The organism is Rhizobium sp. 01N447_2 (assembly GCF_056399245.1).
This window is the reverse complement of the sequence record NZ_JBFTQY010000006.1, coordinates 66,480-79,366: the sequence shown is the minus strand read 5'-3', so window position 1 is coordinate 79,366 and position 12,887 is coordinate 66,480. Positions and strand designations below refer to the sequence as shown.

Annotated in this window: 12 protein-coding genes; 5 read left to right on the top strand and 7 right to left on the bottom strand. The window is 62.1% G+C overall.

Annotation, left to right across the window (positions count from 1 at the left end):
• The 3 genes from AC1ECN_RS05420 to AC1ECN_RS05410 all read left to right on the top strand — a co-directional run bounded on the left by AC1ECN_RS05420 (position 1) and on the right by AC1ECN_RS05410 (position 3,816).
• The gene (locus AC1ECN_RS05420) at positions 1-1,095 is read left to right on the top strand and encodes an aminotransferase class V-fold PLP-dependent enzyme (RefSeq protein WP_027688795.1); all 1,095 of its coding nucleotides are present in this window, start codon (positions 1-3) and stop codon (positions 1,093-1,095) included.
• 72 nt (positions 1,096-1,167) lie between these two features.
• Positions 1,168-2,031 carry a glycerophosphodiester phosphodiesterase gene (locus AC1ECN_RS05415; RefSeq protein WP_024320122.1) on the top strand — a complete coding sequence of 288 codons (864 nt, stop codon included), beginning with the start codon at positions 1,168-1,170 and terminating at the stop codon, positions 2,029-2,031.
• A gap of 129 nt (positions 2,032-2,160) precedes the next feature.
• Positions 2,161-3,816 (top strand): GGDEF domain-containing protein, encoded by a 1,656-nt coding sequence (locus AC1ECN_RS05410; protein WP_164042774.1) that lies wholly within the window; start codon positions 2,161-2,163, stop codon positions 3,814-3,816.
• Positions 3,817-3,890: 74 nt separating this feature from the next.
• Here the strand turns inward: AC1ECN_RS05410 and AC1ECN_RS05405 are convergent, their stop codons facing one another.
• The 7 genes from AC1ECN_RS05405 to AC1ECN_RS05375 form a co-directional block, all read right to left on the bottom strand.
• A complete protein-coding gene (locus AC1ECN_RS05405) occupies positions 3,891-4,700 on the bottom strand; it encodes an inositol monophosphatase family protein (RefSeq protein ID WP_477952395.1) in 810 nt (269 codons plus the stop codon).
• On the bottom strand, positions 4,700-5,704 hold the full coding sequence (locus tag AC1ECN_RS05400) for a LacI family DNA-binding transcriptional regulator (RefSeq protein ID WP_477952394.1): 1,005 nt from the start codon (positions 5,702-5,704) through the stop codon (positions 4,700-4,702). Before AC1ECN_RS05400 ends, AC1ECN_RS05405 begins: the two co-directional genes overlap by 1 nt.
• Positions 5,688-6,467: a glycerophosphodiester phosphodiesterase gene (locus AC1ECN_RS05395; protein WP_130666048.1), complete on the bottom strand. Its 780-nt coding sequence runs from the start codon at positions 6,465-6,467 to the stop codon at positions 5,688-5,690. The genes AC1ECN_RS05400 and AC1ECN_RS05395 overlap by 17 nt, the downstream gene beginning before the upstream one ends.
• Positions 6,467-7,522 (bottom strand): ABC transporter ATP-binding protein, encoded by a 1,056-nt coding sequence (locus AC1ECN_RS05390; protein WP_130705718.1) that lies wholly within the window; start codon positions 7,520-7,522, stop codon positions 6,467-6,469. The genes AC1ECN_RS05395 and AC1ECN_RS05390 overlap by 1 nt, the downstream gene beginning before the upstream one ends.
• Positions 7,522-8,364: a carbohydrate ABC transporter permease gene (locus tag AC1ECN_RS05385; protein ID WP_130657666.1), complete on the bottom strand. Its 843-nt coding sequence runs from the start codon at positions 8,362-8,364 to the stop codon at positions 7,522-7,524. Before AC1ECN_RS05385 ends, AC1ECN_RS05390 begins: the two co-directional genes overlap by 1 nt.
• Before the next feature lie 2 nt (positions 8,365-8,366).
• On the bottom strand, positions 8,367-9,668 hold the full coding sequence (locus tag AC1ECN_RS05380; RefSeq protein ID WP_477952391.1) for a carbohydrate ABC transporter permease: 1,302 nt from the start codon (positions 9,666-9,668) through the stop codon (positions 8,367-8,369).
• A 63-nt stretch (positions 9,669-9,731) separates the two neighbouring features.
• The gene (locus AC1ECN_RS05375) at positions 9,732-11,078 is read right to left on the bottom strand and encodes an extracellular solute-binding protein (RefSeq protein WP_018069329.1); all 1,347 of its coding nucleotides are present in this window, start codon (positions 11,076-11,078) and stop codon (positions 9,732-9,734) included.
• 247 nt (positions 11,079-11,325) lie between these two features.
• On the opposite strand from AC1ECN_RS05375, the gene AC1ECN_RS05370 reads away from it, so the two are divergent.
• The gene (locus AC1ECN_RS05370; RefSeq protein ID WP_018069328.1) at positions 11,326-11,784 is read left to right on the top strand and encodes a YbaK/EbsC family protein; all 459 of its coding nucleotides are present in this window, start codon (positions 11,326-11,328) and stop codon (positions 11,782-11,784) included.
• 84 nt (positions 11,785-11,868) lie between these two features.
• The gene (locus tag AC1ECN_RS05365; RefSeq protein WP_131706481.1) at positions 11,869-12,864 is read left to right on the top strand and encodes a Tim44 domain-containing protein; all 996 of its coding nucleotides are present in this window, start codon (positions 11,869-11,871) and stop codon (positions 12,862-12,864) included.
• The last annotated feature ends 23 nt before the right edge of the window (positions 12,865-12,887 follow it).

Below are 12,887 nucleotides of genomic sequence, written 5' to 3'. Positions count from 1 at the left end.
ATGCCCGATCTTGGTTGGAATCCCCTGCATGGCGTGCCCTCCTATCCCGCGGAGCGCTACGCCGTCCTCGCCGACAGGATCGGCGGCATATTGCACAGCCGCAACGATATATTGCTGGTGCAGGCAGAAGCGGTGGTGGCGCTCGAGGCGGCGGCGGTGAGCCTTGCGCGCCCTGGCCTGACAGCATTCAACATCGTCACCAGCTCCTATGGCGGCTGGTTCGGGCAATGGCTGCGGCGGGGTGGCGCGGCGGTCGCCGATATCGTCGCCGAACCGGGCCTTCCGATCGAGATCGAAGCAGTCGCCAAAGCGCTCCAGACGGGTCCGAAGATCGACGTGCTCGCGCTGGTTCATGCCGAATCCGCGAGCGGCATTCTCAACCCCCTGCCGGAGATATTGGCGCTTGCGCGTGCCCGCGGCGTCGTCACCGTCGTCGATGCGGTCGCCTCTGTCGGTGGCCATCAGCTCAATGTCGACGATCTCGGCATCGACATCGCCGTGATCGGCCCGCAGAAAGCGCTCGGCGGGCCGGCCGGTCTGTCCGCACTCTCGGTCAGCCGCTGCGCCTGGGATCTCATTCTCAGAGATGGCGCCGCGCGCGATTCGATATTGTCGTTGGCGGATCAGAAGTCATGGGTCGATGGCGGCCGACGCGGCCTGCCGGGAACACCGGCGCCGCTGGAATTCTTCGCGCTGGAGGCGGCGCTTGACCGCATCGAGGCTGAAGGCCTGGAAAATGTCGTCGCCCGCCATGCGCTGGCAGCATCGGCGACACGAGCGGGGCTTGCCGCACTCGGAGCCCCAGCCTGGGTGCCGGCAGTAAAAGCGTCGAACCTGGTCACGGCCGTGCCTGTGCCGGAGGCGCTGGCGCCTGCCGCGCTGATCGCAGCTGCCGGGCAGCTCGGGGTTGAGGTGACCGAAGGCGTCGGAACCGCGCCGGCCCGTCTCGTGCGGCTGAACCACACGGGCCCGCGCGCCGCATTCCAGACGGTGCTGTCGAATGTCGTGGCGTATGGCGCCGCCCTCAGGCAGGCAGGCCATCCCTCGGATATATCAGCCGCTTCGGAGGCAATATCCGCAGCCTACAGTCGATGAAAGCCGTCTTCGGCCCTTGATAATCATGGTTCATCAAGGCAGGAGAGTAGCAATCGCGGAGACTTGGTGCAGATGACAAGATTGCTGGATGCGCAGGGCCTGGAGATTTCACATGAGGGGCATCGCACCCGCCTGAAATGGCACCGGTTGCGCAAGCGGTTTGCCGATCCGTTGTTCTCAGCCGAAGTGATGGCGGAGGGATTTGCAGCAGGCGCCTCGATGGAGCTCGATCTGCGCGTCCGCGCCGACGGCGGTTTCGTCGTGCTGCACGATGAGGAGCTCGAAGGTGAAACGACTGGGCAGGGAGCGATCGGCAAGAAGAGCATCGGCGACCTCACCGCTATCAGGATGCAGGAGGGCGACCGGCCGCTGATCTTGAGCGAGGATCTCGCCGCCATGCTCCAATCGGCCCACCCGGCCGCGCTGCTGCAATTCGACATGAAGGATGACTTTGAAGCGATCGGCGCCAGGGGCATTGCGCATCTGGCCGCGCATTTCCAGGATATCGCCGCCTCGGTGATCGTCAGCGGCGGCAGCCTCGACCTCATCGTCGCGGTCAAGGAGAAGCTTCCCCATCTTCTGCGAGGGATCGATCCGACCGACAAGCTCTACGATATCAAAAAGGCCAACGGCTGGAAGGCGGTCGAGACGGAACTGCGCGCCGACCTGCGCGGCCCGACCGAACCGGACACGATCTATCTCCACTGGCCGCTGATCCTTGGTGCCGCCAATGAAGGCCTCGACATGATCGCGCTCTGCCAGGACGAAGGCAAACGCGTCGATGCCTGGACCTTCACCCTGAAGGATCCGGAGGCAGGTTTCAGCGAAGAGGAATGGCTAGGCTTTTCGACGCTGATGGCCCTGAAGCCGGATCAGATCACCACGGACGAGGCACCGGCGACCGAACGCGCCTGGCGCCGCCGCATGGCCGATTAACCGGCGGACGTTGGAGCATGATGGCGAAAGGTGTGAGAGGCTTTCGATACCCTGTTTCCAGGTTTGTCGCCTGCTTTTTGCAGTTTGCATCATTTTAAACTTCTGATGCTATCCATAGCCAGCAGACAAATGTTGGTGTCCGATATGCAAGTTGTTGATGCCGAAGCAAATACTCGACAAGCAAATTCCAGCTTACAGGAAGCGTGGCACCTTGGATGTACAGGCCGTTCGGTTGAGGCCCTTACACTGGCCGGCGAAATTCTTGTTGATGCCAAGGCGCGGGGCGACGACCGGCTCGCCGCGCAATGCGACACGGATATTGCCTGGTACTGTTTTCAAATCGGCAAGGCCGAACTTGGACTGACGCATGTCCGGCGGGCGATAGACTTCTGGAAATTGACCGGGGAGCGCAAAGAGGAAGCCGTTGCCCGGGCCTATTTCGGATGGTTGCTCTTGGAACTGGGCTTGCCGGAGGAAGCAATCGAAGAAGCGACCCGCGCGTTGGATCTGGCCGACAAGGCCGCGGACCCGAAAGCACAAAGCCTGGCCACCAACGTCATCGGAATTATCTTCTGGTGCAACAAACAGCCCGACCGGGCCATCCTGATGAGCGAGAGGTCTGTCGAACTCGCCAGATCGATTGGCAATAAGAACTATGAATGCTGGTGGCTCATCAATCTCGGCGGCGCTCATTCGGAAGGCGGATATATCGCGCGGGCGCTCGGCCAGCCGGAGGAAGAACACCAGATGCTGGTCAGAGCGCTGGCACTGACCGAACAGGCGCTCGACATCGCAATCGAGATCGGCGACAGCTGGGCCGCTCGCCTCTGTCTCGGCAACCAAGCCGAGTTCTACAGCCACCTGGGCGAGCATGAGAAGGCGCTCCAGTGCATGGTCCGCTATCGGCTGTTTCAAGAGAACAGCTATGTCAGGGACAGGCAGCAATATCTCTACACTTTGGGCCAGATCTACAACAATTCCGGAAAATTCACGGAAGCCCTGTCGCCGCTGCTCGAGGCGGTGGAGCTGATCGACGCCGGCGGAAGTTTCGATTCCTATGTGCAGATCTATCTTTATCTGTCGCAGGCCTATGAGGGGCTGGGGCAGTTCGATCCGGCGCTGGAGGCACATAAGAAATACCACCAAGCCTATCTGCGCAATAGTGCCGAGAGTACGCAGCGACGCGCACGTCTCGCTGAAATCTACTATGAAACCAAACGGTTCAAGGAAGTTGCCGAAACGGAGTCGAAGCGCGCAGACACGCTGGAGGCCTCCTATCAGAAATTGCAGGAGCAAACCGATATCCTTGCCAATGCCGTCTATCTGGACGCACTGACCGGGCTCTATAATCGCAAATATCTCGACAGCCGCTTTAAAGCGCTGACATCCGAGAAGCGTCCATATTCCATCGCGATGCTGGATGTCGATCACTTCAAGTCGATCAACGACAACTTCTCTCACATGATCGGCGACCGGGTCTTGGGCGCCATTGGAACTATATTGCGCGGCCAGCTACGCATTACCGATCAGGCAATTCGCTTTGGCGGCGAAGAATTCGTCGTCCTGTTCGCCGGCGCTCCCCGAGGCGCCGCAGATCTCTGCGAGAGGCTGCGTTCGGCGATTGAACGATGGGACTGGCCCGAGATCTGCAACGGGCTGCACGTCACGATCAGCATAGGTCTCGCCAGTACCCTGTCTGCCAAGTCTCCGAACGAGATTTTGGCGATCGCCGATCAGAATCTCTATGCGGCGAAAAAGACCGGTCGCAATCGCGTTGTTGCGTAACAGGCGTTCCCTAACTTCGGGCAAAGTTCGCAGTCTCAGAAATCGGGCAGATCGCGTCTCCGGGAGAGGTGTATCTATAGCCCCTCGATGTCGAGGATGAAGGCGAATTCGCCGGCAAGCCCCGGCGAGTAGGCGATGACGGGTCCGCCCTGCGCAAGCAGTTTGTCGACCGGCGGCATCGCCACGACAGCACCGGCCTCTTCGGCGATCAGCGCGCCGGCGAGCATGTCCCAGGCATTGAGATGGCGTTCGTAATAAAGGTCGGCAGCACCCTCGGCAACGCGAACGAGGTCGATCGCGGCCGCGCCCATGCGGCGATAATCCATGCCGCGTTCATGGAGCCGCCGCGAGAGCGCGAGATGGTCGTCGAAACTCGTCTTGCGGGAATGGCCGAGAATGACAAGAGCATTGGACGGATCGGCGGTCGCCGCCGCATGGACCGGAATCCCGTCCTTGAAGGCGCCACCGCCGCGCACGGCGTGAAAGACTTTGTCTCCGGCGGCGTCGTAGACCACGCCGATCTCCACCTTTCCGCCGACGACGAAGGCGATCGAGACGCCCCAGTGCCGGAAGCCCCTGATATAGTTGGTCGTGCCGTCGATCGGATCGACGACCCAGGTGCCACCCTTACCCGATCGTCCGCCGCTCTCTTCGCCCATGAACGTATCATCAGGAAAACGCGAGAGCAGGCCGTCGCGGATTGCCTGCTCGGCCCTCCTGTCGGCGATGGTGACGAAATCCTGCAATCCCTTGTTCTCGACGGCAAGGGAGCCGGGGTCAGAGTCGCGCCGAAACCGGGCAACCTCCCGTCCGACCTCAAGGGCGACGGTGATCGCGACCTCCGCCCGTGCGCGGATGGCGGCGGGATCGAATACGGAATTCATCACGCAGTCCTTCTTTTGATCAGTGTCACCGGCGTGAATTCGACACGCGCCGTCAGGTCCGGCTCGACTATGCGGCTCATCAGCAGGTCGACCGTCTTTTCGGCCTGGACGTCGCAGGGTTGGCGGATGGTCGTGAGATCGTAGGCGGCCCAGCTCGCCTGAGGAATGTCGTCATGGCCGATGATGGAGAGCGGCGGCGCATCCTCGCGGCCGCGGCCCCGCATGATGCGATCGACCACGCCGCAGGCCATGTAGTCGTTGGCGCAGAACAGCCCGTCGATGCCGGATGCGGCAAGTTCGGCTGCAGCATCGTAGCCGCTCCGGTAGTCGTTGATCCTGACCTGCAGAAACTGCGCCTCGACGCCGAGCTGCTTGCAGCGTGCGATGAAGGCCTCGCTGCGCCGCCGCGCCGTATAGGATATGGCAGGGGCGGCCATCACGGCGGGCTTTCGCACACCGCTGTCGATCAGGTGGGTGGCGGCGAGATGGCCGGCCATGCGGTCGTCGGAGATGATGCGGTCGACGAAGGGAATGTCGTTGCCCTTGTTGATCAGCACGATCGGCACACCCTCGGCCGCGCACTGCTCGCAGATCTCGGTCGGCGGTGCGTCCGAGGTGACAATGACTCCTGATACGGCGTAATGCAGCAGCTGGCCGATGACCGTCGAAGTATCGGCCTCAGGCGAGGTTGGCAGCAGGATGGGGCGGAAATTGCGGGCGAGCAGCACTCTTGCCAGATTCTCGATCTGCAGCGTGCGGAACGGATTGTCGAGGCCGGCAGCGACGAGGCCGACGAGATCGGAGCGTTTGTTGGTCAGGCTTCGGGCAAGATAGTTGACCCGGTAGCCGAGTTCCTTGGCGGCTTGGTAGACCTTTTCGCGCGTCTTCGGCGAGACGCTGGCATCCGGCGTGAAGGCGCGCGACACGGCAGCGCGCGAGACGCCGGCCACGCGCGCCACGTCGAAGGAGGTTACCTTGCGCGGTCCCTTACCCTTGTCTGCCAACTGCTTTTTCCCTGCCTGCCGGGGGCCGCATCAGATCGGGCAGATCCGTGCAGATGCCGAGAACCGGAAGTTTCATGATATCAGCGAGGATGGCCGGCCGTTCCTCGTGCCAGAGCACGATCTCGCGGCCTTCCTCGAAGGCGCGGCGCATCAGCGCGTCCGTCACCAGATCCTGCGGACGCTCGCCTGCCCTCTCCCAGCAAAGATGCAGAATATCGGCGCCGGCCTCGTCGCCGAGCGCATGCGGATCGTGGCCGACACGGATCAGCACGGAAAGCGGCAAATCGCAGGCGGCGTCGCGAAGTTCGCGCACCTGAGCCGTATCGAAGGAACCGAGACAGGCGAAATGCTGGTTCATCTCGGCAAGGTGCCGCCAGCAAAGCAAGCCGGTTCCGGGCGCTTTGAGTTCGACGTAGAGACCGGTTCCGGTCTCGCGGCCGAGAGCGGCAACTTCCGAAAAACTCGGCACGTCGACGCCGTCGAGCCCTGCAAGCTCCGCCGCCGTCATCTCGGAAATGCGGTGGTCGATGCCGAAGACGCGCTCGAGGTGGTCGTCATGCGAGACGACGACCACGCCGTCCTTGGTCAGTTGCGTGTCGAGCTCCCACATCTCAGCCCCGAGTTCGGCGGCGCGGCGGAAGGCGGTGATGGTGTTTTCACGTTCATGGCCGCTGGCGCCGCGATGGCCGATGCAGAAGGGAAGCCGGCCCTTGGTCGTTGGCCAGCCGTACCGCTTGAAGAATACAGAGAAATCGCGGGTCATCAGAGCCTCCTGCCATTTTCGTCGAAAACGAATACGCCGCGGCTGTCGATCGCCCAGCGGACGTCGTCGCCGACGTGAATATCGCTGCGGACCGGCTGTATCGAACGCAACAGCGGTCCACCGGCAAGAGCCACGTCGTAGAGGTTCTCGCGGCCCTGCGTTTCGGCAAAGGTGACCTTGCCCGGCACGGTAATGTCGCCTGCCGGCGTGAAATGCTCCGGCCGGACGCCGAGCATCAGCTTGGTACCTTCGGCGGCGCCGATGGTCACAGGCAGCGGCACGCGGATCTCGCTTTGCGGGATGGTGAAGGCGCCCTTGTCCACGACGCCGCGCAGGAAGGTGATCGGCGGATTGCCGAGAAAGCCGGCAACGAAGGCGGTCTTCGGATCATTGTACATCTTAGCCGGCGTGGCGATCTGGACGATCTCGCCCTCCTTCATGATGGCGATGCGGTCGCACATGCTCATCGCCTCCACCTGGTCGTGGGTGACGAGAATGGCGGTGATACCGGTTTCGCGCTGCAGGCGGCGGATTTCCGATCGCATTTCGAGGCGCAGCTTGGCGTCGAGATTGGCGAGCGGCTCGTCGAGCAGCAGCACATCCGGCTTGCGGATCAGCGCGCGCGCCAGGGCCACACGCTGCTGCTGGCCGCCGGAAAGCTCGGCCGGCCTGCGGCCCATCAGGTTGCCGATCTGAACGAGGGCAGCGATGCGGTCGACTTCCTTGCGGATCTCGGCAGCCGGCATGCCCTTCACCTTCAGCGGAAAGCCGATGTTCTCGGTGACCGTCATGTGCGGATAGAGCGCATAGGACTGGAAAACGACGCCGACATTGCGGGCCTGGCTCGGCAGATCGGTGACATCGCGGTCGCCGAAGAGGATGCGCCCGCCGCTCGGCCGGTGGATGCCGCAGACGGAAAACAGCGTCGTCGATTTGCCGCAGCCGGAAGGGCCGAGCAGCGCCAGCATCTCGCCGCTGCCGACTTCGAGCGTCATGTTCTCGATGACTTTGGTGGAGCCGAAGCTCTTCGAAAAATTGTCGAGGAGGATGCGCATCAGCCTTTGCTCCCGCCGCCATAGATGTTCATGAGATATTTGTTGAAGAGCGCGTAAACGATCAGCACCGGAACGAGGTAGAAGACGCCGACCGCTTTGAACATGTTGAAGTCATAATTGTTATCGTCGGCGAGGAAGGCCGCGAGATAGACCGAAAGCACCTGCACCTGATTACCAGGCGCCAGCACCTGCGGCAGGATGAATTCGCCCCAGCCGGAGAGGAAAGAGAACAGGCCGAGCGCCATGATGCCGGGCTTGACCTGCGGCAGCACGAGGCTGCGCCAGACCCGGAAGCGCGAGGCGCCGTCGACGACGCCGGCCATCTCGATTTCCCAGGGCACGGTGTCGTAAAAGCCCTTCATCAGCCAGATGCCGAGCGGCAGGTCGATCGCCGCCTTCACCAGGATGACGCCGAGCAGCGAATTGTAGAGGCCGATCATCTGCAGCACGATGAAGATGGCGATGATCAGCGTCACCGACGGGAAGGCATGCAGCACCATGACGCCGGCAAGGAAGAAGCCGCGCGCCGGTACGTTCAGTCGTGACAGAACATAGCCCGCCATCGACGAGACAATAAGCACGAGGCTGGTGGTGCAGGCAGCAAAGAGCAGCGTATTTACAGTCACCTGCCAGATGTTCGCCTTGCCCTCTGTCGTCTGCCACAGGAAGCGCCAGTGGTCGAGCGTCAAGCCCGAAGGCAGCAGCGCGTCCGCCTGCTTGATTGTCACAGTGTCGAGGAAGAGATAGACATACATCAGGAGCAGCGGCAGGCTGACGATGGTCAGCGCCGTTATGACCGGCCAGCTGCGGTAATTTGCCGAGGGCTGCGATCGTTCGGCCATGGTCAATCCTCGATCAGGGGCTTGGCGACAAGCGTGCCGTAGTTGAAGACGCGCAGATAGAGGAGCGACAGCGTCACGCCGATGACGACGAGCACCAGCGCCATGGCAGCACCCAACCCGTATTCGAGATTGCCGGCATAGTTTCTGAGCGCAGTGTGATAGGCGGAGAGCGCCCAGACCTCGGTCGCGTTGCCCGGTCCGCCATTGGTCGCGAGCAGGATTTCATTGAAGGAGGCAAGCAGCGACAGCGTCTGGTAGCAGGTGACGAAGAGGATCGGCCAGCGCATCTGCGGCAGGATGATGTAGCGGATCTGCTGCCAGCGCGAGGCGCCGTCGACCTCGCTCGCATAGAACTGGCTCTTCGGAATGGCCTTCATCGCCGAGGAGAAGACCAGCATGCCCATCGAGGCGCCGATGAAGCCGTTGATCAGCACGACGAAGAACCAGGCGTTATAGGCGTTGTCGAGAAGATAGTTCTTCGGCGGATAGCCGAACTTGCCCATCAGGATCGAAATGAAACCGGTATCCCAGGCAAGCCACTTCCACAGCATGACGTAGATGACAACAGGGGTGATGCGCGGCAGGAGCCAGACGCCGCGGAAGATCGAGGCTGGCGTCGGCGGCATGTAATGCGTCCAGATGGCCAGCAGCAGCGCATAGCCGACATTGAACAGCATCAGCACCAGCGCGACGTAGAGCACAGTATTCAAGAGCACGCGCGCCATGTCGGGTGAGGTTGTCATGCGCGAGAAATTGTCGGTCGTCCAAACCCAGCCGGTATAGGTGGCCTTGGCGACCGTTTCCTTCTGCTCGGGCGTGAGTTTGAAACCCAGACTATCCAGCGCCGAAAAGAGCTGCTCCTTGCTGTCGAAGCGGGTGTTGAGGACGGAGCGGTTGAACTGTTCGGAAATCTGTTTGACGTCGCGCGTCGAAGGCCGGTCGGCGAGATCCTTGATCATGCGCTCGACGTCGCGGCGTGCGGTGAACACCTCACCTGCATGTTTGGTGCGCAATTCCGCGGCAATCCCCGGTGTCAGCCCGAGGCCCTCGACAGCCTTGATCCCCGCCTCGTCGATCGTGTAGCGCGGTTCGGCCATCTCGGCGGCAATATCGGGCAGCGCCGATTTCAGCGCGATCAGGGAATTAGGCGCGATCTGGTAGACGCCGCCTGATATGCCGGTCGCCGTCGTCATGCTGGTCATCGAAAAGACCGCCGTCAGAACGACCGGCATCAGGAAGAAGAGGATGATCATGATCGCGGCAGGCGCGATCATCACCAGTCCGAGCGTTCTGGACGATTTCATGGAAGCCCCCTCGTCGCGGACCGACCGGGCGGCGCTGCCGCCGCCCGGAAGAGTGCTTCGATCTTAACGGATGACGATCTTGTCGCCGAGCGTGCTCTTCAGCTCGCTCTCTGCATCACTGACCGCGGCGTCTACGGTCTTGGCGCCGGTCCAGGATGCTTCGAGGTTCTTCCACATGATGTTCCAATATTTGCCGAAATCGGAATTGTTCGGCATCGCATTGGCATGCGGCAGCAGGCGTTCGGTGGCTTCACGGGTCCAGCGGTCGGCCGAATAGAAGTCGACCGTCGATTCCGACTTGGAGATGCCGAGATGAGCTGATTTGACCGCATGCAGCGCGTTGGTGCGCGGCTCGGAGGCGATCTTGACCAGCTGGGCGGCGATCTCGGTGTCTTCCTGGTCGTGACCCGCGGTCAGCAGGTAGACGAGCGGATGGGTCAGCGTGTTGGCCTTGCCGCCTTCGCCGGCGGGGATCAGCGTGAAGATCACGTTGCCGAAGAAGTCCTTCAAGCCCTCCTGGTTGACGAGGCGGGCATAATGCCAGGTGCCGCCGTCCCAGATGCCGGCCTTGCCGGTGGCGACTTCCTTCCACCACTGGTCGCCCGGCATGCCGATGTGGTTCTTCTTGGTGACGCCTGCCTTCACGGCATCGGCGAAGAACTGATAGGTGCGGGTCATCGCCGCCTTGTCGAAAACGAGCTTGCCGCCTTCTTCCATCGTGCCGCCGAAGCTGGTGTAGAACTGCCAGTAATCAGGGCCGTTGCTGGTGCGTGGATAAAAACCGTAGCCGGCCTGGACGAGGCCCTTGTCCTGCATTTTCTTGGCGTCTTCGAGCAGGTTCTTCATGGTGTACTTGCCGTCCTGGACGCTCTGCGGCAGCGCATCCAGATCGGCATCGCTGTAGCCGATCGCCTTCATGTAAGGCTTCCAGAAGAACATCGGGCGGGATTCAGCATCCTGCGGGATGCCGTAGACTGTGCCGTTATAGGACGCGATCTTCAACAGGTTTTCATAGATGTCGCTGAGCGGCCATGAGTCGAGATCGACATAATCTTCGATCGGAACGATGAGGCCCGCCTGCGACCAGGGTGCGATGTCTTCATGGCCGCTGACGACGATATTCGGGGCGGTCTTGGCTTCGGCGGCAAGGGTCAGCGCCTGCTTGAAGTCGTCCCAGCCGGAATAAGGCTTCTTCTCGACGGTGATCTTCAGGTCTTCGCCCTTCAGAGCAGCTTCGCGCTGCAACTGCTGGGCTGCGATCTCGATGGCGTCGAGGCGATAGACATCGTTCGGGCCGGTGCCGCCGGCCCAGACGCTGATGTGAACGTCCTTGGCGAGTGCAATTGCGGAGGTCGAGGCCAGGATGGCGGCTGCGACGGCAAGCGATTTCAGTGTCGGCAAAATGGTCATCTTCTTCGTCTCCCTAGAAGAGCAGTGTGAGGCCTCTTGACGGGTCAGCACTGCTGATGATGACCGCTCCGAAACCCCACGAAAACGTGGCGTATCCCGCTCTAGGGGTTGAACGTAACGGCCGAATGACAAAATTGAGCACGTGTGCAAAATTATTATGACGATGTCCGCGCGACTTGCAAGCGGCGGTTTTCGACAGGCGTCTTTTACGCTTCAAATTGCGTATTTCCTGGGCTAGCATCGCGTCATGAGCCTTGAATCTGTCCGCGCCTTCCTCAGCGCCCACGCACCCGATATCGAAATCATCGAAACCGCCGAGAGCTCCTCGACGGTGGCGCTTGCCGCCGAAGCCCACGGCGTCGAGCCAGCCCAGATCGCCAAGACGATTTGCCTGCGCGTCGGCGAGCAGATGATGCTGGTCGTAGCCGGCGGCACGGCAAGGCTCGACAATCGCAAGTTCAAAGACACCTTTGGCGCCAAGGGGCGCATGCTCGGCGCTGAGGAGGTCGTGGCGATCACCAGCCATCCGGTCGGCGGCGTCTGCCCCTTCGGCCTGCCTTCGCCACTGCCCATCTATTGCGATATCTCGCTGAAACGCTTCGATGAAGTCGTGCCGGCGGCCGGCTCGACGAACTCGGCCGTGCGCATCGAAACTGGGCGGTTGGCCGAGCTGACCGGCGCCAGTTGGGTCGACGTCTGCCAGTAATGAAGCCGAAGAACTTCACACCGGGGAAAGAGTACCTATATTAGGTCCCGACATGCCGTGATTGTGCATGACAGGAGATCAGGAATGCCGAGTGCCGTTTCGCGTTTTGCCAAGATCGCGGCAATTGCCGCACTGACGAGCGCCACCGTTTTTGCTTCCCTCGACGATGCCGAGGCGCGCCGCGCCGGCAGCTTCGGTTTTGGAAGCCGCGGCACGCGCACCTTCCAGGCCCCGCCTGTCACCCGCACCGCACCTGCCCCCGCAGCGCCGATCGAACGGTCGATGACGCCGCGTCCGCAGACCACGGCACCTGCTACCGCTCAGCAGCCCCTCGGCGCTCAGCGCCCCGGTTTCTTCGGCGGCTTCGGCCGTTCGATGATCGGCGGTCTGATTGCTGGCGGTCTTCTCGGCATGCTGCTCGGCCACGGTTTCGGCGGCGGCTTCGGCTTCCTCGGAATGTTGCTGCAGATCGCATTGATCGGCGGCGGCGTCATGCTCGCCATGCGTTATTTCGCCAACCGCCGCCAGCCTTCCTACGGCGTCGGGGGCCAGAGCCAGTCCTATAACATGTCGCCGACGAATAAGTCGTCCTTCCAAATCCCGGCGATCGGGTCGGGAGGCGGTTTCGGTGGGCAGTCGCGCGGCAATCGGCCGAGCGACGAGATCGGGTTGGCGCAGGCCGATCTCGATCAGTTCGAAGAACTGCTGACCCAGGTGCAGACCGCTTACGGTGCCGAGGATTACGGCACGTTGCGCCGGCTGACGACGCCCGAGGCGATGTCCTATCTTGCCGAGGAACTCGGCGAAAACGCTACCAACGGCGTGCGCAACCGCGTCTCCGATGTCAAGCTGCTGCAGGGCGACATAGCCGAGGCCTGGCGCGAAGACGGCCAGGAATATGCGACGCTCGCCATGCGCTATTCGTCGGTCGACGCCATGGTCGAACGCGACAGCGGCCGCGTTGTTTCCGGCGACGACCGCCGTCCGAGCGAAAGCACCGAGGTTTGGACCTTCGTGCGCAAGCCTGACGCCGACTGGAAGCTCGCCGCGATCCAGGGTGCCGAGCAGCGCGCCGCCTGAGGCGGCGCGTCACGTCGGCATTC

Bases quoted from the DNA above. Each gene is read 5' to 3' on its own strand.
- AC1ECN_RS05420 (WP_027688795.1), top strand. From the start codon at position 1: ATGCCCGATCTTGGTTGGAATCCCCTGCATGGCGTGCCCTCCTATCCC.
- AC1ECN_RS05415 (WP_024320122.1), top strand. From the start codon at position 1,168: ATGACAAGATTGCTGGATGCGCAGGGCCTGGAGATTTCACATGAGGGG.
- AC1ECN_RS05410 (WP_164042774.1), top strand. From the start codon at position 2,161: ATGTTGGTGTCCGATATGCAAGTTGTTGATGCCGAAGCAAATACTCGA.
- AC1ECN_RS05405 (WP_477952395.1), bottom strand. From the start codon at position 4,700: ATGAATTCCGTATTCGATCCCGCCGCCATCCGCGCACGGGCGGAGGTC.
- AC1ECN_RS05395 (WP_130666048.1), bottom strand. From the start codon at position 6,467: ATGACCCGCGATTTCTCTGTATTCTTCAAGCGGTACGGCTGGCCAACG.
- AC1ECN_RS05390 (WP_130705718.1), bottom strand. From the start codon at position 7,522: ATGCGCATCCTCCTCGACAATTTTTCGAAGAGCTTCGGCTCCACCAAA.
- AC1ECN_RS05385 (WP_130657666.1), bottom strand. From the start codon at position 8,364: ATGGCCGAACGATCGCAGCCCTCGGCAAATTACCGCAGCTGGCCGGTC.
- AC1ECN_RS05380 (WP_477952391.1), bottom strand. From the start codon at position 9,668: ATGAAATCGTCCAGAACGCTCGGACTGGTGATGATCGCGCCTGCCGCG.
- AC1ECN_RS05375 (WP_018069329.1), bottom strand. From the start codon at position 11,078: ATGACCATTTTGCCGACACTGAAATCGCTTGCCGTCGCAGCCGCCATC.
- AC1ECN_RS05370 (WP_018069328.1), top strand. From the start codon at position 11,326: ATGAGCCTTGAATCTGTCCGCGCCTTCCTCAGCGCCCACGCACCCGAT.
- AC1ECN_RS05365 (WP_131706481.1), top strand. From the start codon at position 11,869: ATGCCGAGTGCCGTTTCGCGTTTTGCCAAGATCGCGGCAATTGCCGCA.